Origin of the sequence: Mastigocoleus testarum BC008, from assembly GCF_001456025.1 — a bacterium.
GTDB classification, from domain to species: Bacteria; Cyanobacteriota; Cyanobacteriia; order Cyanobacteriales; family Nostocaceae; genus Mastigocoleus; species Mastigocoleus testarum.
In genome coordinates, this window is the sequence record NZ_LMTZ01000094.1 from 62,405 (window position 1) to 84,801 (window position 22,397).

The following is a 22,397-nucleotide window of genomic DNA, read 5'->3' on the forward strand; positions in this document are numbered from 1 at the left end:
AGTTTGTAGAGACGCGTTAACGCAGTGTGACCGTAAGGTCATAATATCGCGTCTTTAGCTGTATGGTAACTATCACTTACATGACAATATAAGAATTTTGAACTGTAATCTTTTTGATAATCGATAACCCATTCCTTAGTATGCTGTTAGTGTCAGCATATAAAAATACGTTGCAAATTTAATAAAAGCTGTAGCTATCCATTATTGGGTATAAACGCTGTGTTCGACCTTCAGTCTATCCGGCAATTTTATCAACTCCACAAGGAATTCATTGATAATCTAATCTCCGGTGCTTTGCCTGCGATCACACCCTTGATTATTGGTTTTATATGGTGGTTGAAATGGCGACACCGCCAGCGTCGTATTCCTCCGGATATTTTTGCATTTGAAGTAATTAAACCCAAAAGTCCAGATCTGAAAAAGCGAATTTTGGGTGGTGATGATAAAGATGTTTTAGCCGACCGTAACATCCCCTATCAACAAAGGGTAGCAAATTGCAACGTTCGTAGAGAATTACAGCAGCAGCTAGAAGAGCATCGCTGGGTATTAATTTTAGGACGTACCGGAATCGGTAAAACACGGGAAGCAATAGAGTTAGCAAATAATCTTAACCAATTAGGTTGGACGGTACTTTACCTTAAGCCAGGTGAATGGCTAGATATTCCGGCGCGGATGCCCACAGAAATTGGCACTGATCGCAAGTTACTGTTTATACTTGACGATCTAAACCGGAAAATGCATCGCAGTCACCAAGAAATATCCCCAGAAGCAGAGAAAAGTCCGGTAGAAAAGTTTTATGTACCGTTACAAGAACGATTGCTACAAGCTTTGAAAAAATATGAGAGTTTCTGCGGTCAAGAAGAAGTAAGGGTAATTGCTACAGCACGAAATGAGAAACAGTCACAGTTTAAGGAAGAAGCAAGTCCTTGGGAACAACTGCAATGGGATAAATACCCTAAACTCTGGCAACGGTTTAAAAGTTATGAATTACCAATTCCAGAAGATGATGCCATTATTGGGGTGCTTGCAGATGTAGTTAACAATATAGACATTTCTGCAAAACCTGAACAGTATCCTGAATTAGCAAAGCGTAACGATGCCACTTTCAGAAATGTAGTGGAAAATTTGCGTAGGTTAAAAAGCGATCGTTTACCTTTGAATCCAAACACTTACCGAGAAAGCTTAGGAAAGACTTGGGAAAAACGTTATCAGGAAGCAGTGAGGAGGTACCCCGCTAGTCACCATATTTATGATGCGGTGGACTTGATACAGCAATTTGGCATTTTACTAGAACGTTTTACCGTAGGACCGACTGCACAAATGTTAGCGGGTGGAAATTTTTGGCAGAGGTTGCGGCGTTTGTGGCGAATTCGCCAAGCAATTAATTTTTTGGTTGATGCTGAACGTATTCTCACACCCCGTGAGGGACAAATTGAAGGAAAGGGTAAGCAAATAGAAGTAGGGGAATATATTCAGTTTTTACTGAATTTTTTATTGAAACTAACAAAAAGACCATCAGTTTCAGGGGACATACTAATTTCGTTATATAGTTTTGGTAGTAAACTTTCGGAATCAAATCGCCACAAAGAAGCCCTAATTTGTTTCAATAGACTGATAGATTTTAGACCAGAACTAGATTTTATTTGGGTAGATCGAGGAAATGAGTTGGCTGAACTGAAACGATATGAAGAAGCTATTGTTTCATTCGAAAAAGCCATAGAAATTAAACCTGATTACTATTTCGCTTGGTTGAAGCGGGGTTATACGCTGTTTTGGCTAGAAAAATACGAAGATGCCGTTGTTTCCTATGAAAAAGCTTTAGAAATAGATCCTGAGGGAATTTTAGCCTGGTTTCCCAGGGGTGTAGCATTAGCACAATTAGGGCAATATGCAGATGCTATTGCTTCGTTTGATAAAACCATAGAAATCAAATCCGACTACTTAATCTGGTATTTTCGGGGTTCGGCATTGTTAAATCTGGGAAAATATCATCAAGCAGTTGTTTCATTTGACGAAGCCTTAAAATTACAATCAGAGGACAAAAATACTTGGTATTTACGGGGTAAGGCACTGTTAAATTTAGAACATTGTCATGACGCAATTATTTCATTTGACGAAGTCCTAAAATTGCAATCAGATCACGCAAGTGCTTGGTATTTTCGGGGTAAGGCACTGTTAAATTTAGAACATTATCATGACGCAATTATCTCATTTGACGAAGTTCTAAAATTACAGTCAGACGACGAAAATACTTGGTGTTTGAGGAGTTTGGCACTATTTAATTTAGAAAGATATGATGAAGCGGTTGCTTCTTTTGACAAAACCTTAGAAATCAAATCCAGCTTCTCAAGCTGGTATTTTCGGGGTTCAGCACTGTTACATTTGAGAAGATATCATCAAGCGGTTGCTTCATTTGACGAAGCCCTAAAATTAAAGTTAGATGACGGAAATACCTGGTATTCCCGGAGTTTGGCACTATTTAATTTAGAAAGATATGATGAAGCTGTTGCTTCCTTCGATAAAACCATAGAAATAAAATCCGACTTCTCAAGCTGGTATTTTCGGGGTTCAGCGCTGTTAAGTTTGGAAAAATACGAGCAAGCGGTTGCTTCATTTGACGAAGCCCTAAAATTACAACCTAGTGAAGAAGGCGCTTGGTACTTGCGCGGTAAAGCACTATCAAATTTAGAACAATATGACAAAGCATTTGCATCCTTTAATAAAGCCATAGAAATTAACCCTGATAATGCAGAAACCTGGTATTTGCAAGGGGTAACATTGGGTATGTTGGGGAGATTAGATGAAGCGATCGCATCTTTCGATAAAGTCATAGAAATAAACCCTGATAATACACAAATCTGGTTCTTTCGAGGTGTATTCCTGTACGACTTAGCAAAATATGAACAAGCAATTGCTTCCTTTGACAAAGCCATAGAAACCAGTCCTGATAATGGGGAAGTTTGGCATTTACGGGGTAAAGCATTTAGTCGTTTGGAGAAATACAAAGACGCTATCGCCTCGTTAGACAAAACCATAGAAATTGAACCCAATAACCCAGAATTCTGGTATGACCGAAGTGCGACCTTGGGTAACTTAGCAAGATATGGTGAAGCGATCGCATCTTGCGATCGAGCATTAGAAATACAGCCCGATAATGCGCAATTCTGGTACTACCAAGGTGCGTTGCTATACGGTTTGGCAAGATATGAACAGGCTAATACTTCCTTTGATAAAGGTCTAGAAATTAACCCTCACAGTGCAGAAGTTTGGCATCTACGAGGTAAAACGCTGATTATTTTGCAAAAATACGATCTGGCGATTAGTTCATTTGAAAAAGCTGTAGAAATTAATCCCGATGATGCAGATTCTTGGTATTTTCGGGGTTTGGTAATGAGTCTTTTGGAAAAATATGAAGATGCTATAGCTTCTTTTAACAAAGCCATAAAAATCAAACCTGACAAACAAGAATTCTTATATTGCCGGGGTGTCGCGCTGCACAATTCATCAAAATATGAACAAGCAATAGTTTCATTTGACAAAGTGATTGAAATTAATCCAGATAATCCAGGTGCTTGGTATTTCCGATGTGAGGCTTTGGTCTGTTTAGAAAGACATGAAGAAGCGATCGCATCTTGCAAACGAGCTTTAGAAATCCAGCCTGATGATGCATTGCTATGGTACTATCAGGCTTTCTTATTTTATGAGTTGATAAAATATGATGAAGCCGTCACATCTTGTGATCGAGCAATAGAAATCAATTCAAATTGTGCAGAAGTTTGGCAATTGCGGGGTGACGCACTCAGTAATTTGGAAAGATACGAACTAGCGATCGCTTCCTTTGAGAAAGCAATAGAAATTAACCCTGATGATGCAGAAACTTGGAACAGTCGAGGTAATGCACTTTATGATTTAGGAAAATTAGATGATGCAGTTGCTTCGTACAATAAAACTTTAAAAATTCAATATGATTTTTATGAAGCCTGGTATAATCGGGGTCTTGCGCTACAAAATTTAGGCAAATTAGAAGAAGCAGTTTTTTCCTTCGATAAAGTGCTTCAATTCATACTTGATGATTCCGAAATTTGGTATAACCGGGGGGTTGCACTCCAAAAGTTAGCAAAATTAGATCCTGCAATTGCCTGTTACGACAAAGCTATTCAAATAACACCTGATTTCTATGAAGCTTGGTACAATCGTGGTGTTGCATTACACAGTTTGGCCAAATTAGATCCCGCAATTGCTTCCTATTACAGAACTGTTCAAATAAAACCAGATTTTCAAGATGCTTGGTACAACCGTGGTCATGCACTACATAGTTTGGGAAGATTAAATGGTGCAATTGCCTCTTTCGACAAAGCCATTGAAATTCAATCTAATGACCATAAAACTTGGTATAACCGGGGTCTTGCACTACAAAATCTATCTGTCTCATTATTTTTCCAAATTGGTATAAGTAAGCAATTTCCAGTGAGATGGCTTCTCAGAAGAAGAGAATTTTACAAGTAGAGAAAAGGACGTTCTTCACGCCCTTTGCGAACAAACGGATATAAACAAATACTATTCGCCAGCACAGGATAAACTTTATCCTTCGTTAGTACAGCAACTCAAAGCGCGATCGTGACTTTGTCCTGCATCGTTGTCAAGCACAACAAAGACCTCCCACTTGTTCCCATCAGGGTCTTTCACCCACATTTTGTCCTGTACCGCATAGCAACAAGTTGTCTGTTTTTCTACCTTAGTCTCTAATCCAATTCGATCGAAACGGCGAATAGCTTCATCTACTGCTGCTTTTGATTTTACTTGAATCCCAAAATGCTCAACAGCAAGTCGTTCTTGGGAAATATTTTTGACCCTGTTCAATGTCAGATTAACTGATGGTTCTGAAGGTTCAAATTTCACATAATTGGAACGTATTTTGCTGGGATTGACACCTAAAAGAGTTTGGTAAAAAAGCTGGGACCGTTCAAGGTCGGTAACAGCAATACCAATATGAATGCGACGCTCACCTAAAAAGTTAACAGCAGATTGATTATTCATCATTTGGCTCCATTGGTTGATGTTTTTTTATTTCAACCCTATGGACGGAGAGTTTATTGAAAAGACGCAAACAAGAAAATCAAAACATACCATTGAATCAACAACTGGAGCAATTAGCCGACTTAGATTCGAAATCAACTAGATTACCTCGAACATCGAGTTGATAATGGCAACATTCTTGAAATAGTTCTCTGAGCATATGTCGAGCGCGTTGTACTCGTGATTTGATCGCTGAATGAGATAATTGCAGTTCAACAGCTAGTGCTTTTTGAGACATACCTTGTAAATCAACAGCTTCTATTGCATCTCGATACTTGGGAGGAAGCTGTTGGAGAAAAGGATGAATACACTTAGTCAATTCCCTTCTGACTTGTTCATACTGCTCTGATTCTTCATCCGTAAATATAGCTTTTTCTACAATTTCCTGATGTGAAGTATCTCTATGGGACTTGCGATAGTAATCAGTTAATGTGTTACGTGCTATTTGAAATAGCCATGCTGAAAATTTGTCTGCTTCTTTTAAAGTATTTAGCTTTTGATAAGTTTTAATTAAAATTTCTTGAAGTAAATCATCTACATCAGAAGGATTCTTTACTTTCGAAAGTAAGAAATTACGCAGCTGATGGCGGTATTCTTGCCAAAGTTGTTTAAATTCCATAACCGCTACTAAAAATCAAATCTATTTCAGATATTTCTTCCCTTAATTTTATTTACCTAAATTTTCTAGTCGATCGCCAAATATTCAACGTACTACCGGGCTAGCATGGTGATGCACCAAATACCACTTACCACCGAGTAGTTCAAATACATTGGTTGCTAGTGATTTAGCTTCCATTTTTTTTCCATTTACTACCTGCATAACATTCTCAGTGAGAACAATATAAGCAATGTTTTCTCGAACTTCTGTTGAATGAATATCCGTATTTATCTCAATATATGCAGTATTTTGAAATATTTTCTCCCAAGATTTACTAATATCCTTCCATCCTCGCAACACATTCCAACCTGGATGAACACAAATACTCCCAGTACCCTGGGACCAAACCGAACTCATGGTCTTAATATCTTTTTTCTCAAATGCTCGATAAAAAGCTGTATTTGTAGCGAACAATTCAGAATGGTCGGTCATAATTTTTGATGGGGATTGGGGATAGCACTGCGTGCCGCCGCAAGCGGCATATGGGGACTGGGTAATAATTATCCAAAACTGATAACTGTTAACTGTTAACTGTTAACTGTTAACTGTTAACTGATAACTAACCCATTTTCACGTTACCAATAGTTTGCAACAATTGTTTAGCGGTGTAAGGTTTGGCAAGAAAAGCTTGGACGCCGATATCAGTTACAGCATTGAGTTTTTCGGTTGTAGCCAGTCCGCTAACAGCAATGATTTTGACCGTGGGATTAATTTTTTGCAAAGTACGAATAGTTGTAATTCCATCCATTGACGGCATAATCATATCAGTAAGAACAATTGAAATTTCATCGCGATGTTCTGCATACAACGCAATAGCTTCAATTCCATCTTTAGCAGTAATGGCTTTATAGTTGTGAGTTTCCAAAGATGTTTTGGTCACATTACGAATTGAATCTTCATCATCAACAACTAAAATTAACTCGCCATTACCATGGGGAAATTCCAAGTCTGCTTCTTCCTGATACTCCTTAATTTGCTGCGCTGGTAAATATATTTTAAATTGACTCCCGCGACCAACCTCACTAAATACTTGGATAAAACCTCCATGGCTTTTGACTATACCAAGTACAGTAGAAAGTCCAAGCCCCGTACCTTTACCCAATTCTTTTGTAGTGAAAAATGGTTCAAATATGCGATCGAGAATTTCTGAACGAATACCTACTCCAGTATCAGTAATATTAATTACTATATAGCTGCCTTCGCGGGCATCAAGATCCATGTGAGCATAGTTTTCATCAACAACCATATTTTCGGCTGCGATACTCAATTTACCACCATTGGGCATGGCATCGCGGGCATTAACACACAAGTTCATTAGTACTTGATGTAGTTGGGTTGTATCGCCAGAAACCGTCCACAAATTTTGTGGAATGTAAGTGGAAACTTCTATTGATTTGGGAAAAGTTTCTCTGACCACTTGTTTAATTTCCCAAATTAAATGTCTGATTTGTAAGATTCTGCGATCGCCTTCAATTCCCCGAGTAAATGAAAGCACTTGTTTAACTAAGTTAGCACCGCGTTTGGAATTATTAATTAGTATTGGTAATAGCTTTTTACTGCGTTCGTCTTTAAGTTGTAATTCTAGTAACTGAGCAGTCATTAAAATCGGCGCTAGAACGTTATTTAAATCGTGAGCAATACCGCTAGCCAAGGTGCCAATACTTTCCAGTCTTTGAGCACGTAAAAATTGTGATTCTAGTAACTTTTTCTGGGTGACATCGGTATTTACAACTAGGATAGTTTGTGATTCATGGTCGAATTCTCTGACTAAAGTCCAACGACTTTCAACAATAAGATTTTTACCAGATTTTGTTGTTTGGTGTAATTCCCCTTCCCAAGCACCTTTTTCAATTAAAGTATTTTGGGCTGCTTCGATTTGCTGTAAATTTTTTTCATGCCACAACTGCGATATCGTTTTCCCAATTGCTTTTTCTCTCGAATATCCATAAAGATACTCTGCTGCTTTGTTCCAAAATAAAATTTTACGTTCCAGATCGCAAACAAAAATTGCATCGGTTGCTATATCTAGCAATGCTGCTTGGGCGCGGATTTTTTGCTCAGTTTGCTTGCGTTCGATCGCATAACGTATAGAACGTTCTAATAAGGGTGCATTTATCTGGCTTTTTTCCAAGTAATCTGCCGCACCGGCTTTCATCGCTTCAATATCTATTTCTCGATCGCCTTTACCTGTAAGTAAAATAATAGGAGCACTACAACCCATCTCTTGGGCTTCGCGCAATAGGTCTAGCCCGTTGCTAGTACCCAAGCGATAATCTATAAGGTAAACATCAAATTCGTTATTTTTTATAGCAGTTTTAGCAGCTTGATAATTGTCAACCCATTCCACAGAACAATAATCTGACTGGAATTCGCCAAACCAGTCACGAATTAAAATGTAATCGTCCTCATCATCATCTAATAATAGAACTTTGATCGGGGTGTTGTTCATATTGTTCGTCTCTCACTGCTTATAGTGGCAGTTTTACAGTTTCAAACCAGTACTTCCCTATAGTTTTCATTACTTCGACTAAAGAAGAAAAAGTCATCGGCTTGATAATAAACGAATTAGCACCCAAATCATAACTCCGATGGATATCTTCTTCAGCTTTTGACGTGGTTAGAACAATAATGGGGATTGAGCGTAACTGGGAATCTGCTTTGATTTCTCGCAATGCTTCTCGACCATCTTTTTTCGGCATATTTAAATCCAGAAAAATTAAATCTGGACGAGGTGCAAGTTTTTTATCAGTATATTGACCCCGATTATACAAATAGTCCATTAGCTCTTCACCATCTTTCACTATACGTGCTGCATTTGCTAGTCGGCTTTCTGCTAATGCTTCTTGCGTCAACATACAATCATCGTCATCATCATCAGCGATCAAAATTATGAAGCTTGTTTGCCGACCCTTCACTCTGCATTTTCTCCTTTAGATTATGTCTGTAATTAATAAATTATTAAATTGCAACAAAAAAAGACAATGAAAAACTTCCCCAAGGGCTGGGGTATGAGAGGATTTTTGATAAATATAAAATTAAGCTTAAATATTGAAGGGCTAACAGTAGCAATTAATTAACCAGAAGTTATTTAACAATATCAGTCAGTTTAATGATATCAAGCAAATGTTAAATAATATCAACGACTATCGATAACCATATAAAAATATCCATACCAGAAAGACAAAGCAGGTATATTTTAGCTGAAAGTCGTTGCCATATCGTAAAAGCAAAAGGTTATTGGGAGTAGTCTGTTATTTTCAGTTAACCCTCTACTTTTATTGTAGCTTCAATACACTTAGTAATTTAAACTACTAAACAATGTCATTGTAAGTGCTTGTACTAATGCCGAAAATGAGTAATCTTGATTCTTTCGGTCTGTTTATTATCTCTCCCTAGGCAGAATTAAATTACCATTTTTTTATGTCATTTTAAAAGTCATCGGAGATATTAAGAGTAGCTTTTCACTCTATCAAAGTTCTATGCAAACCGTAAAAAAGATTGATTTTTTCATTTTTTTTGCTGCTTTGTGTTTAGATAACTTTCACGAACTTAAACAAGGAAATTATTAATATTTTTTCTTAGTTTGTGCAGACATATTTAAAAATATGAAAAAATGAAAATTTTTTAGTACTTTAGTTTTATTCGCCATCGTTGAAAAAGAAGAAGAGGAGCAGTTTTGATGTTAAATAGAAAGAATTATTTGCGACAGTTTACCGTACCCACGAGCGTTTGTGCGGTTGCACTCTCCGCTTTACTTATCGGAGCTTGTAATAATACTAACCCCGAAGCTAACGCGCCGAATGAAACAACTGCATCTGAGCAAACTAATACTACGGCGTCTGAGGTTGTCAATAAAACCGATGAGTTGATAGGCAAAACTGTAACCATTCGTAGCGAACCTGTAAAGAAAATTTCCCCAGCCACATTTACAGTTTCTGACAACCAGTTTTTTAGCGGCGAAACAATATTAGTCGTCAATGCTTCTGGAGAGACTGCAACTCTCCCAGAAGATACTGAACTTCAGATTACCGGCGAGGTTGGGAAATTTGTAGCTGCTGATATTGAAAGAAAATATAACCTGAAGTTAGATCCGCAACTTTACGTGGACTACGAAAGTAAGCCAGCAATAATTGCCCAGTCAATCGCACAAGCTCCTAAACCAGGTGAGATTACCAATAATCCAAGTCAGTATTATAACAAAATACTTGCTGTCCCCGGCGAAATCGAGGATGTGAAAAGTGATAATACTTTTACTTTAGATGAGGATCGCTTGATTGGTGGTAGCGACTTGCTGGTTCTAGTTGCCGATTCGAAGAAAGCTACAGTTAAAGATGGGGAAACAGTAGTCGCGACAGGGGTTTTGCGTCCGTTTATAGTTGCAGAGTTAGAGAAAGAGTACGAATTTACTTGGGATGCTGGTTTAAAGCAAAAATTAGAAGCAGAATTTAGAGATAAACCAGTACTAGTTGCGACATCCGTATACCCTTCAGCTCTACCCGAGGAGAAAAAATAAGCGAAGTAAATACTATTTGTCCATTGGCTAAGTCTGTTCTTTAAAACTTATGGGTTCCCACTAGAGGAACCCTATTTAGTTAGCTGTTATGTTTATACCCATTTAGCAAACGATCTTAAATTTAAAGAAAAAATTACTAACGAAACAATTAATAGGAACATTAAAAATTATTAGATAACTGGCTTTAAAAATAAGCTCAAATCCTCGATTACGACGGTTAATTAATTACCGTATTTACCAACATATTTATGTTATTTCAGCTACTGATGGGTAACTAAAATTATTTAACCCAAGCTGGAGTTATATAAATTACCTTCAAATTTTGAATAAATTTAAATCAGGAGAGAAAATGTCAATCCCTTTGAAATCAGCTTCTCCCCCCAGCAAACAAAAATTTGCCGGTGTATTTCGCATGCTCGGTCGAATTAGTTTTTGGGCTCATATACTTCTTGGTGGTGCTGCTGGAATTATTATTTTGCTAGTGATGTTGAGTCGTAATTTCAGCAACGCAAACAATTCTTATATTGGGTTCGGAATATTTCTGGCAATTTGTAGTATTTTGGCTGTCGGTTTTCGGATTTATTGGGCTTATCGCTATACACGTTTGGCTAGACTTCTGGAGTCGTCCGATAGGAGTGTTCATCCTCAAAAAGCAGAGGTGATCGAAGTTCTCAGAATTGGTTTATACGTCAGTCTAGCGGGACTCTTTATTGCTTTTTTAGCTACCGAACAAACTGTAATTGCTGTTTTGGCTAAATCTCTGGCTCGACCTGAAGGAGTCACAATTTACGAAGCAAGAATTGGTGTCAGACCGATAGATTTATTTCTTATACTTGCAAACGTCAATATTATGGGAGCTCATTTTCTTGGAAGCGTTAACTCTTTAGGATTACTTGATTGGTTAGATTCTTAAACTATTCAAACAGAGTATAAAGACTTTAGCAACCGCCATTAGCAGGAAACTGGATAGCACAAAAATGTTAAACTGTAGAGCAATTTACTTGAGTTAGATTGTAATTTTTACTGCATTTTCCTACTAAGAAACGGTTACTTTTGTTTGAATATTATGAAAACAGATGAAAATTTAGCAACAACCAACGACGCATCTATTAGAGAAGATTTATCTTTAACAAAAGAGCAGTATCGTAAAAAGATGCAACGTCGCAAAGAAGTACAAGACCAGCGTATGGCGCAAGCTGTACCTGAAAAAGGATTAATTATTGTTAATACCGGCAACGGAAAAGGCAAAACTACAGCAGCTTTAGGAATGATACTACGTTCCCTAGGCCATGGTTACAAAGTAGCCATTATTCAATTTATTAAAGGGGGTTGGGAGCCAGCGGAGAAGAAAGTATTCGGTCCTTGGGAAGAACAAATTCGATTCCACGCGATGGGAGAAGGTTTTACTTGGGAAACTCAAGATCGCGACCGCGACATCGAAAAAGCCCTTGCTGCTTGGCAAAAAGCAAGGGAATATATCCGCAATCCGGAATTCAAATTGGTGTTGTTGGACGAAATTAATATTGCTATTAAACTTGGTTATTTGAGAGTTGATGAAATTTTAACGGGATTAGAAGAAAAGCCAGATAACAGTCATGTAATTTTAACCGGTAGGGGAGCCCCACAAGCCTTAATCGAACGCGCCGATTTAGTAACGGAAATGAATTTAATTAAACACCCATTCCGAGACCAGGGCGTAAAAGCCCAACCTGGGATTGAATATTAGATGGTGACGGGTAATGGGTAGTGGGTACTTTTTAGATAATTCAATATAAAAATATTAGAAAATTTGTTCAATAATCCCATTCCATTACCATTGATTTTTGATTTATGTGAAAAAGGGTCTAAAAAAAGGACTTAAAAAAATAGAGTTGGAAATAATGAGGAATTGACAAAATATTAAAGCGAAATCTCAAAGATTTAGAAAAGAGAAGAGGCAACAATTTTTTTGGTTCATCCCCAAACTGCAATACAAACTAACTAATATTTGGAAAATAACAGCAAATTCGAATAACAGTATTGTTGGCGATTTGCCCACTGATACTTATCTCATAACTTTTACAATCGGAATAAATTAGAAGCATTTGTCATCCCTAATCAGGGAGATACTGGAGTTGGTTTGAGGTTTCTCGCCCTGTAAAATGTTTCTAAACTATCGCGATCACCGACAAAACGCCAATGCCAAGGTTCATAACTTACACCTTGTGAATTATTCAGAGGAAAAGATAACTCAAAATTATATTTTGCTGCGTTGGCTTCTAACCATTTATAAGCTCTAGTATTTTCAAACTTAGTACTGAGATTAGTTGCTGGAACAGCTCCATCCCCGATATCAATCGCATAACCAGTATGATGTTCGCTATGTCCAGGAGGAGCGCTTACAGCAGCCCGTTCAGACGGAGTTTGATTGCGACGCGCCGCAGTACCGAAGAATAGGGGATCTTGATCTTTTTCGGAGCGAAAACCAGAAAGTGGAGCTAAAATCACCCCTTGAGCCCGGGCTGCAGCTGCCATTTCTTTAAATCTCTTAGCAGCAGATGTGCGCATTTTAATTCGTCCGTCGGCAGAAATTGGCATCAATTCCGACGGTGGTGCTTCTGGGTAAGAAAAATGTCCTAGAATCGCATCACTATTTGTTTCGTCTTCGGGATTTTCATCCTCAACAGGTGGAGTAACTTCGGATTCTACAACTGTTTGAGGATTTCTGTTATTTTCTACGAGAAAAAACCAGACACCACTAACGGTAGCCAGCAGCAAAAAACCCACAAACGAACTGATTATCAAAAACGGCGTGAGACGTATTTTTGAAGTCTGCTCTGGATTATCGCGCAATGCTGCCGGAATATCCCCGTCCATTCCAAGCGATGAATTTTCTGGCTCTTCTGGAAACCCAGCATTATTCAAGGGTCTACTCCTGCTTTTAAGTATCTTCATAAAAGATTGTAAACTTGAGAGTAAGAGACACAATAGGTGCCATTTTACATCTTGACTCCCAGAAATACTGATTTTGAATAATCTCCTAGTACTATACTTTAGGCTAATAATATTAGTCCTCGTAGGATTTACCTTAGGACGTAAACTTCCAGTTAAAGTTACGAGGTATTTGGGTCAAGTACTCTTCTGGGTAGGTGTACCTATAAGTATTGTAGCTTTTTTGAGAAAAGCAGAATTATCTGGAGAAGTATGGATTGCCCCGATAATTGCCTATTTAGCTGTTTTTTTGGGGATAATCTTAGTTTTAATTGCTCTAAAAACAAAAAAATGTTTCACTCAAACTCCTCTACAGAAATCAACTGTTGGGAGCTTTATATTAACTAGTATAGTTGGAAACACCGGTTACTTAGGATTTCCAGTGACTTTAAGTTTAGTTGGTGATTCTTACTTTGCCTGGGCATTATTTTATGATTTGCTAGGAAATTTCTTTGCTGCTTACGGTTTGGGAGTACTAATTGGGGCCCGTTTTAGCGATCGTATTCAAGAAAATTGGCAGATTGTAAAGGCAATATTAATTAATCCTGCTTTGTGGAGTTTTGGTTTTGGTTTAGCGTTTCGAGAGTTAGCAATTCCTGACTTTTTTGCCGCCCTTCTAGACATATCAGCTATGATTGCCATAAGTTTATCTCTAGTATTAATTGGAATGCGACTAAGTCAGTTAAATTCCTGGGATAATCTACCTTTGGTTACCACGAGCTTAACTATCAAAATGCTGCTAATACCTTTAATCTTAGGTAGCGCCTTACCAATATTTGGTATTAGCGGTCAAGCAGCAAAAGTGATAGTTTTGCAAATGGCAATGCCACCAGCTTTTGCAACATTGGTAATAGCTGAAACTTTTAATCTCGATCCCAATCTCTGCGTAAGTACGTTAACATTAGGGTCTATATTGTTGTTGGTAACCTTACCAATGTGGTTGTGGCTATTTTGAGTAAATGGGTATTGCTTGGCAATATTTCCCGTTTAGGGTTTGGGAACAAGGATTTCTCCCGGTTTTGAGTTAGTTTTTTCAACTAATTCTGCCGGATTTATAAATTCATAACCCTCAAAAGGTTGATGAATCCAAGGATTATCTAAGAGATAATCAACGTAGTAGTCAGGCGTGAAAACCGAGCAATCTTTATACCAAATTACGGCTGTTCGAATTTCTACAATCGGAGATTCACTATTACTATGCAGCCAGGGTATAGTTTCTCGGAGCGTAACTCCGGAATCTACTAGATCGTCGACCAATAATATTTGGGAACCCAACTCTTTACTAGCCATAGTTAAATGGTTAGAAAATATCAGTTGACCCCTTTGTTGTTTGCCACAATCACTATAGGAAGATGTTGCCAATATTGCCAATGGTTGTTGGTATATACGGGAGAGAATATCTCCAACTCTTAGTCCCCCCCTAGCGAGGCAGACAATTTGATTGAATTTCCAACCGGACTGGTAAATTTGAACAGCTAGTTGTTCAATTTTTTGATGGTAATCTGACCAAGATACGTAAAGGTCTGACATGGGGAGAAAATCAAAAATTACAAGTTCAGAAACTACAAGTTAAAAACTAAAAGTTCAACAATTAAAAATTAAAAAAGCCGAACAAAACTATACATCTTAATATGAGCGTACGACATTATGAGCTATTATGCTTCTGATAGTTTTATTGAAAATGATTCTGAACCAGAGAGTAAGATAAATTTCGCGACAAAATTAGCCTTTGGTACCGGAGATTTAGGAACAGCCATTACAAGCATGATTTTGATTTCCTATTTGTCTCCATTTTTGACAGATGTTGCTGGTTTAAATCCCATACTTGCAGGTCGAACCCAACTGGTGGGTAAAATTTGGGATGCAGTGAATGACCCGATGGTGGGTTTTGCTAGCGATCGCACTCAAAGTAAGGAGGGAAGGCGCTACCCGTGGATGATTTGGGGAGCAATTCCTTTTGGAGTATTCTTTTTTCTGCAGTGGATAGTACCCGATCTTAATCAGTGGGGTTTATTTTGGTACTACACTATAATTTCAATTTTATTTAACGCTTTCTACACAATTGTCAACTTGCCTTACACTGCTTTAACAGCAGAATTGACTGAAGACTATAACGAACGGACTAGCCTCAATAGCTTCCGATTTGCTTTCTCTATTGGTGGCAGTATCGTAGCTCTAGTAATCGCTTTAATTCTGTCTGGTATTTTTCCCAATAACAGTAATCAACAATACATGTTTTTGGGCGGTATTTGCGCATTGTTATCTATAATACCACTATATTTGTGCGTTTGGGGAACAAAAAAACAAGCTCAACGTATTGCCAAACAAAATGCCAATTTAGAAAAGCCAGTTTCCCTGTCTTTTGGAGAACAAATAAAAATAGTTTTACACAATCGCCCCTTCTTATTCGTACTAGGTATTTATTTATGTTCTTGGATGGCAGTACAGTTGACTGCTAGTATTATCCCCTACTTTGTCAGCAACTGGATGCGTCTGGAGAAAATTCATGTAACCTTAGTGCTGCTAGCAGTGCAAGGAACAGCTATGGTTATGCTGTTTTTTTGGAGTTCCATTAGTCAACGTATTGGCAAAAAAGCAGTTTATTTTCTGGGAACTATTTTCTGGATAATTGCCCAAATTGGATTATTTTTTCTTCAACCCGGTCAAGTTGGATTGATGTACGCTCTAGCCGTAATTGCTGGGTTAGGAATTTCTGTAGCTTATTTAATCCCATGGTCAATGCTACCAGATGTAATTGAACTGGACGAATTGAGAACGGGACAACGGCGAGAAGGAGTTTTTTATAGTTTTGTTGTCTTTGTACAAAAAATTTGTTTGGGTATTGCCATTAGTGTTGTTTTACAAAGATTGGGGACAGCAGGTTATATTAAACCCACTTTAGATGTACCTTTACCAATTCAACCTGATTCCGTATTAGAGGTAATTCGTGTATCCATAGGACCTCTACCAGCAATAGTGTTAGTTGCTGGCTTGATATTAGCTTATTTTTACCCTATTACTCGTGAGAAACACGCCCAAATGTTACTGGAATTACGAGAACGGAGAATTAGAAAAAGAAATGCTAACGTCTAGTTCATGGGAATGCATTTTTGAGATCTAGTTTTTGTTACTTGAAAACAATTTTAGTGCCTATTTCATAAATTCATGACATTGACTGACAATCCGGACTATTGGGAAAATCGTTATCAAGAAAACAATACACCTTGGGATTTAGGACAAGCCGCTCCAGCTTTTATAAGTCTGCTCCACTCTGAAAATCCACCAGAACCAGGACGTGCAGCAGTTTTAGGTTGTGGGCGGGGGTACGACGTTTTAATATTTGCCGAGCGCGGCTTTGATGTGATTGGATTTGATTTTTCTGCTTCAGCGATTGAGGATGCCCAAATAATCGCTGATACAGCAGGTACTTCAGCAAGGTTTATGCAAAGAGATATATTCGACCTGTCTGCAGAGTTTGAAAATTATTTTGACTATGTCATAGAACATACCTGCTTTTGTGCGATCAACCCTCAAAAGCGTTTCGATTACGTAAACGTTGTCAATTCTATTTTGAAGCCAGAAGGGGAAATGATAGCGGTGTTTTTTACCCACAATCGCCCCGGAGGACCGCCCTATGGAATTGCTCCTGCTCAAATCAAGCAATACATGCATCGCAGTTTTGAAACTATTTCTTTGCGTCCGGTAATTAATTCTGTTCCCAAGCGGATTGATGAAGAATATCTCGGTAGATTTCGACCGATCCAGTCAAGTGAAACATTTGGGGAAAATTAGAATACGTGTAACAAAATTCATTAGCGGTCACATTTGCAGATAGTAGTTTTGGCTAGTGTAATGATAGTGGACAAATAATTTTTTGTGTAATATCTTGCTTTATTCTAAAATCATCTTTTGAATTACGATAAAGCAAATTAACTGCACAAGTATTGCATAACTTTAACGTAAATATAGTCAAATATAGACATATATCACATAGTTTTTGACTGATTGGCTAAAAATGATCATATCCTCATACAAATAGCTATAATGTTTATTGTCAAATATCCTTTCCCCGATGCTAAGCAAAGACAGGAAATTTGGCGGCGCATTTTCCCCAAGATATACCAACTCAAGATCTGAATTTTGCCAAACTGGCAAGATTAAATGTGGCTGGTGGTAATATTCGCAACATTGCTTTGAATGCAGCTTTTATTGCCGCTGATTTTGGCGAGCCAGTGATGATGAAGCATATTAAGATTGCAACTCAAAGTGAGTGAGTACGTACGCAAAATTAGAAATGACCCTTACAGATTCAGAAATCAAAGGCTGGGTATGAGCAAAAAAATGTAATCGAATAATGGGTTTTCTTTTTTCTTCTCGACCGCTATAAACGATCGTCAACACCTACAACGCGATGTTCATATAAAGTAAAGATAAGTATCAAAAATTAAAAATAAAATGACATCTTTAAGTTTAGAAGAAATTTCTGCTCAATTGGAAAGCTCCAATTTACGCGATCGTATGGTAGCACTGGCAAACTTGCGCGACGTACCAGCAGAAGATGCTGTACCTTTAATTAAAAAGGTTTTGGACGATGAATCGATTCAAGTAAGAGCAATGGCTGTATTTGCTTTGGGTTTGAAACCCACTGACGAATCCTATGATATGCTGATCGAAGTTTTGTCATCCGAAGCAGATTATAGTGTCCGTGCAGATGCTGCAGGAGCATTAGGGTATCTAGGTGATATTAGAGCATTCGAACATCTATCCCGCGTGTTTTATGAAGACACCAATTGGTTAGTACGCTTCAGCGCAGCAGTTTCCTTAGGAAATTTAAAAGATATTCGTGCTCGCGAACTACTCATTCAAGCATTAGATAGCGATCGAGTCGTCATGCAACAAGCAGCGATCGCAGCTTTGGGGGAAATTAAAGCGGTAGATGCTTTGGAGCACATTCTTCGTTTTGCTCAGTCAGAAGATTGGTTAGTAAGACAGCGTTTAGCAGAAGCTTTGGGTCATTTACCTTCTCCCAAAAGTGTGTCTGCTTTGAAATACTTAGAAAAAGATAGTCATCCTCATGTCAGAGAAGCTGCGGCAATTTCCCTGAAACTATTAGAAGAAGCAGATAAATCTGGAGAAAGCACAAGTCACAATTAAGACTTAACAAGGAACAAAATTTAGAAGAAACTCTTGATTTTGAAAGAAATTCTTTCTTTTCTTTCCAAGTCTGATATGGCGTAAGTACAATTTTTTGTCTGATTCACAAACAATATAGGATTTACCCACAGAGCTATATTTTCTCGATTTTTATTTGCTAGCCAGAAATTTTTCCCATTGTGACTATGTAAAAAAATACTCCTACTAAATTATTGGATTGATAGAGTGGTATTTTTGGGAGAAAATTAATTAATCTTCCTTCTGTAGGCAATTATTCAGTTAATTATCGAGTTTAAATATCCTGTATCAAAGCAGTTCGCATAAGGTGATTGGTTCATGAATATTGAAGAATTTTTTGATTTAAGTGTTGGTAAATGGTTTGCTCATCGCAGCAGTCACAATTTAAATGCTCAGGAATCCCAAGATGGTAAATCTGATGTTTTTATTGAAAAGCTAGCGACATCAGATCCAGAAGTTATAAGATTATGCGAACAACATCAAGTTTTATCTAGTCCTAATACTTTTGGCGTCAAAATTAACTGGAACGATACCACTAAATTAAATCAAAAAGATACTGGTTCTACAATTTTGGCATTTGTACCCGATGAGAAGAATAACAGTGAAGGAAAATTATTAAGTCACTCTAAAACTGGGGATAGACCGGTAGTTGGACGTTACCTTATGGGTAGTGATGAAGCTTTAAGTTTAACTATCCACAATGGAGCAATTTCAACTGAAGAGCGAATTTGGTTTGTCCATAAAAACGTCCGAATGCGCGTAAGTAGAGTACAAAATTCCCTAGGTTTAAATATCGCTACCTTCACTTCAGAAATTCGTATGGGTGGTACTCCCCCAGATGCAGAAATCTCTCAAAAGGCAAAGTTAGCATTTTCATAGACTAAAAGAAATATCCTACTCTGCATCATAAGTATTTATATCCCTATGAAATCATCGGAAAGGGTTTAATTTGGACGGTTAAAACCGTCCATTAGCAAAGACTGAAAGTTAATCTGCTGTTTTATAAACACTTAAAACAGATATCGATAAGATTAATCTACTTGGTTGGTCCCATTCCTTTTTTAGTACTCTTTGTCCTTGTTTTCTTTGCATCTAGCAACTTTTTGATTCTAGTTTCTATCTCATTTGCTGTAGTTTGTACTAAAGCTTCGATCTGAGATTGATAATTTTCAATTTCTGTTAACTTATCGCTCAATGTCTGCAAATTTTGCAGTGTTTCATCCGGAATGCTATGGGTATTTTGACTACCCAAGTTTGCAATCATCTCCTGGGAATTATGACTAGTTTCCTGTAGTTTCGCCAACATATTTTCCAGTTCGGAATTTTTTCCCTCAAGAGCTTCTACCTGGCTAACTAATTTGGTGACAGTTTCTAGCCTTTCTTCTAACAATTGTAGTTTTTCTGATTGTCCTTCAATGTTACTTTTCAGGATATTACTGATCACTTCTTCTCGGTCAGAGTTAGCACTAATGGAAGCTTGATGAGCAACTTGTAAGTTGTCGAATTCTGATTTCAAACTTGTATTACTTTGAATTAAAGCCTCAATTTGGGTTTTCAAACTTTCATAGGATGAGTTTAAACTTGTATTTGCTTGGGTAATTTCTCGTTCTAATTTTTGACTTGATTCATTTAGAACTGTAATTTTTTCAAGTAATTTACTGTTTTCAATTTTATCTTTATTGATATTTTTTTGAATTCTTGTTAACAGAACCAAAATTACTACGATTATTAATCCTAAAACTCCAGTAGAAATTAGTGGTAAAATCTCTCTTACTTCATAACCAGAAAAAATACTTAAGTATTCTTGCATAATCACCAATATTAATACTTAAAACAAGTATCATAGTAGCGCGTACAAATTAATCTGTAGAGGTAAAACTTTACTATTTCAATAGAACTTATAATCTTAGCAAAATATTTTGAAAACCTAATATTTTAATATTTAGTATCATAAAATTCAATTTTTTCTTATTCAGAAAGCCCTGAATAAATATTATTAGGACTTACGCACTCGTTACTTTAGGGCTCAGCAAAGCGCACCATAGGTATTGCGAGTCCCTTCGGGGCTTACTTCCATTTATTTGGGATGGACCGCACCTACCGTGAATACTATTTCAGAGCCGGAAACGTTTTACTAAGCTCGCGTTAAAATGAATGTAATTACGTTGTCATTACGTAATTCCTGATTATGTTCTCAAATTACTTTTAGTTTTTATTTAATGATTGGAAAAATATGATTTGCTTTTATAGTTATTTATTATTAGTTTGCTTTTATCATTGAAAGGCTTGATATTTGCTGTTTTTCTCAAGCCACACCATGGTCTAAATTTGACAGTCTAAATTTGCAAATAATTTGCTAGAAATTGGGGAAATGGTAAAACAATTAAAATTAGTAATACTAATGTTAGTAATCCCCAAAAATCACGCATGTTATCCAAATCAGTTACATCATCCAAAGCAGGCTCTTCAATTAAAGGCATAAATAGCAAAATTAATGCCCATAAGAAAAATTCTGGTTGTCTCCAAGCCAAGGAGCGAAGAATAAGTAATAAACGGGCAAATTGACCTATAACTATTGATGTTCGTTGTCCAAAAATGGCATGAGCGATGTGACCTCCATCCAACTGTCCTACTGGAATTAAATTTAGTGCTGTAACAATCAATCCTAAAAATCCTGCAACAGCTATGGGGTGTAAATCTATCGCTGATGTTATTGTTAGGCTGCTTCCTAAAGCTAACTTAGCAAATAATCCCAATAAGATTGAATCGCGGGGGTTCAGAGCATCAAAATTAAAAAGTCCAGCATTTTCCCCAAAAGGAACTACCGAAGAATTCACTAATCCCCACAAAAGTATGGGAATAGTTACAATAAATCCAGCAATAGGTCCAGCAATACTTACATCAAATAAAGCTTTGCGGTTGGGAACTGGACCGCGCATTTGAATGAATGCCCCAAAAGTTCCTAAGAAAAGAGGCATCGGGATAAAGTAAGGTAAAGTAGTACGAATTTTGTACCAACGAGCAGCGAAATAGTGACCTAGTTCGTGAGTACCCAAAATAGTCATTAACCCCAAAGCATAAGGTAATCCTCCAAATAAAGTGGGTTCGCCGGCAATTCTTCCTCCCACTAAATTAGTAGTCACTAAAGTCGCCAAGAGCAATAACAGAGCCATCCCCGGTCTAGTCAATTTTTCCGGTTTGCCAGAAACATTTTTAGCAGCTTGAGTGTTGGGGACTAAAACAAAGATTGGTTTACCGTTAAGACCTTCTTGGAAAATCAGCAAGAAGCGATCATCAAATTCAGCTTCGATTTTAGCTTTTATCTGTTGGTAAGCCTTAGTTGGATCGGTTCTCAACTGACCCCGACAAATAATTGCTTGGGGTCGATACTCAATATTTTGAACGTAGTATATAGACCAGGGAAAACATTTCCGCAACTGGGTCTCTTCTAATCTCTCAATAGGACGCACTGGTGTTATTTGGGCGGTAGAGTTTGTTGCTACTCGTTTTTCTGCTGATTCCTGAGATTGATTTTGGTCATTGCTCGGAGGTATACGCCCCCACCGAAATAAAAGCCAGTATAACAAAGTACTGACAACGAAATAACAAACTAATATTTCTGGCAGCGATGTATTTGTTGTTGTTGATATTGCACTTAAAATTACTGCGGGTAACATTAATGCCACCCATAATAGCCAGACCGGTGTTCTGGTTACCCTAGCAACACTTTGTCGCATCACCAGATAAGTAAATAATCCGAATAAAAACAGAAATAAGATAAACGAAAATGTCATTTGAAATTGGGTTGTTTTGAAAAGGTGATAAAGAAAAAAATTTTGACTAATAAAATCTATCTGTAGTAAAAGGTTTACTATCGACAGAAACACAAACCTCTATTTTCTTTTGTTCGATCTTTAATGGCAGCATCAATTGATATTTAGATTGATATTTTAAAAGTTATGATGTATTGCTACCAGCAAATTTGTTTGCAATTTAATTCCACAAGTT

19 protein-coding genes are annotated in these 22,397 nt (G+C 37.4%); 10 read left to right on the forward strand and 9 right to left on the reverse strand.

What is annotated here, in order from left to right:
* The first annotated feature begins 219 nt into the window (after window positions 1-219).
* Window positions 220-4,506 carry a tetratricopeptide repeat protein gene (locus BC008_RS19420; protein ID WP_058183765.1) on the forward strand — a complete coding sequence of 1,429 codons (4,287 nt, stop codon included), beginning with the start codon at window positions 220-222 and terminating at the stop codon, window positions 4,504-4,506.
* A 75-nt stretch (window positions 4,507-4,581) separates the two neighbouring features.
* Here the strand turns inward: BC008_RS19420 and BC008_RS19425 are convergent, their stop codons facing one another.
* The 5 genes from BC008_RS19425 to BC008_RS19445 all read right to left on the reverse strand — a co-directional run bounded on the left by BC008_RS19425 (window position 4,582) and on the right by BC008_RS19445 (window position 8,649).
* Window positions 4,582-5,040 (reverse strand): ArsI/CadI family heavy metal resistance metalloenzyme, encoded by a 459-nt coding sequence (locus BC008_RS19425; protein ID WP_201026145.1) that lies wholly within the window; start codon window positions 5,038-5,040, stop codon window positions 4,582-4,584.
* Between the two features lie 94 nt (window positions 5,041-5,134).
* A complete protein-coding gene (sigZ, locus tag BC008_RS19430; RefSeq protein WP_027842900.1) occupies window positions 5,135-5,695 on the reverse strand; it encodes an RNA polymerase sigma factor SigZ in 561 nt (186 codons plus the stop codon).
* Between the two features lie 84 nt (window positions 5,696-5,779).
* The gene (locus BC008_RS19435; protein ID WP_027842899.1) at window positions 5,780-6,166 is read right to left on the reverse strand and encodes a nuclear transport factor 2 family protein; all 387 of its coding nucleotides are present in this window, start codon (window positions 6,164-6,166) and stop codon (window positions 5,780-5,782) included.
* A 127-nt stretch (window positions 6,167-6,293) separates the two neighbouring features.
* Complete coding sequence (locus tag BC008_RS19440) at window positions 6,294-8,183, reverse strand: hybrid sensor histidine kinase/response regulator (protein WP_027842898.1); 1,890 nt, start codon at window positions 8,181-8,183, stop codon at window positions 6,294-6,296.
* Between the two features lie 19 nt (window positions 8,184-8,202).
* Window positions 8,203-8,649: a response regulator gene (locus BC008_RS19445; protein WP_027842897.1), complete on the reverse strand. Its 447-nt coding sequence runs from the start codon at window positions 8,647-8,649 to the stop codon at window positions 8,203-8,205.
* A 764-nt stretch (window positions 8,650-9,413) separates the two neighbouring features.
* Between BC008_RS19445 and BC008_RS19450 the strand changes: the two genes are divergently transcribed.
* From BC008_RS19450 to cobO, 3 genes are all read left to right on the forward strand, one after another.
* Window positions 9,414-10,247 (forward strand): hypothetical protein, encoded by an 834-nt coding sequence (locus BC008_RS19450; RefSeq protein ID WP_036265224.1) that lies wholly within the window; start codon window positions 9,414-9,416, stop codon window positions 10,245-10,247.
* A gap of 349 nt (window positions 10,248-10,596) precedes the next feature.
* Window positions 10,597-11,160: a DUF3611 family protein gene (locus tag BC008_RS19455; RefSeq protein ID WP_027842895.1), complete on the forward strand. Its 564-nt coding sequence runs from the start codon at window positions 10,597-10,599 to the stop codon at window positions 11,158-11,160.
* 153 nt (window positions 11,161-11,313) lie between these two features.
* Entirely contained in the window at window positions 11,314-11,973 is a 660-nt protein-coding gene (gene cobO / locus BC008_RS19460; RefSeq protein WP_027842894.1) for a cob(I)yrinic acid a,c-diamide adenosyltransferase, read from the forward strand.
* Between the two features lie 371 nt (window positions 11,974-12,344).
* On the opposite strand, the gene BC008_RS19465 is transcribed toward cobO, so the two are convergent.
* A complete protein-coding gene (locus BC008_RS19465; protein WP_027842893.1) occupies window positions 12,345-13,151 on the reverse strand; it encodes a M15 family metallopeptidase in 807 nt (268 codons plus the stop codon).
* Between the two features lie 103 nt (window positions 13,152-13,254).
* Between BC008_RS19465 and BC008_RS19470 the strand changes: the two genes are divergently transcribed.
* Window positions 13,255-14,172 (forward strand): AEC family transporter, encoded by a 918-nt coding sequence (locus BC008_RS19470; protein WP_027842892.1) that lies wholly within the window; start codon window positions 13,255-13,257, stop codon window positions 14,170-14,172.
* A gap of 32 nt (window positions 14,173-14,204) precedes the next feature.
* On the opposite strand, the gene BC008_RS19475 is transcribed toward BC008_RS19470, so the two are convergent.
* The gene (locus BC008_RS19475; protein WP_027842891.1) at window positions 14,205-14,747 is read right to left on the reverse strand and encodes a phosphoribosyltransferase; all 543 of its coding nucleotides are present in this window, start codon (window positions 14,745-14,747) and stop codon (window positions 14,205-14,207) included.
* Between the two features lie 117 nt (window positions 14,748-14,864).
* Here BC008_RS19475 and BC008_RS19480 point away from each other — a divergent pair, with 117 nt between their 5' ends.
* From BC008_RS19480 to BC008_RS19500, 5 genes are all read left to right on the forward strand, one after another.
* On the forward strand, window positions 14,865-16,310 hold the full coding sequence (locus BC008_RS19480; RefSeq protein ID WP_027842890.1) for an MFS transporter: 1,446 nt from the start codon (window positions 14,865-14,867) through the stop codon (window positions 16,308-16,310).
* 72 nt (window positions 16,311-16,382) lie between these two features.
* Window positions 16,383-17,009, forward strand: a complete 627-nt coding sequence (locus tag BC008_RS19485; RefSeq protein ID WP_027842889.1) for a methyltransferase domain-containing protein — start codon at window positions 16,383-16,385, stop codon at window positions 17,007-17,009.
* Window positions 17,010-17,311: 302 nt separating this feature from the next.
* Window positions 17,312-17,491: a hypothetical protein gene (locus BC008_RS19490; RefSeq protein WP_027842888.1), complete on the forward strand. Its 180-nt coding sequence runs from the start codon at window positions 17,312-17,314 to the stop codon at window positions 17,489-17,491.
* Between the two features lie 181 nt (window positions 17,492-17,672).
* Entirely contained in the window at window positions 17,673-18,371 is a 699-nt protein-coding gene (locus BC008_RS19495) for a HEAT repeat domain-containing protein (RefSeq protein WP_027842887.1), read from the forward strand.
* A 336-nt stretch (window positions 18,372-18,707) separates the two neighbouring features.
* Window positions 18,708-19,268: a phycobiliprotein lyase gene (locus BC008_RS19500; RefSeq protein WP_027842886.1), complete on the forward strand. Its 561-nt coding sequence runs from the start codon at window positions 18,708-18,710 to the stop codon at window positions 19,266-19,268.
* Between the two features lie 157 nt (window positions 19,269-19,425).
* On the opposite strand, the gene BC008_RS19505 is transcribed toward BC008_RS19500, so the two are convergent.
* Together BC008_RS19505 and BC008_RS19510 are read right to left on the reverse strand one after the other, a co-directional pair.
* Window positions 19,426-20,199, reverse strand: coding sequence for a hypothetical protein (locus BC008_RS19505; RefSeq protein WP_027842885.1), 774 nt, complete (start codon window positions 20,197-20,199; stop codon window positions 19,426-19,428).
* A 526-nt stretch (window positions 20,200-20,725) separates the two neighbouring features.
* On the reverse strand, window positions 20,726-22,183 hold the full coding sequence (locus BC008_RS19510; protein WP_027842884.1) for a site-2 protease family protein: 1,458 nt from the start codon (window positions 22,181-22,183) through the stop codon (window positions 20,726-20,728).
* Window positions 22,184-22,397 lie beyond the last annotated feature (214 nt).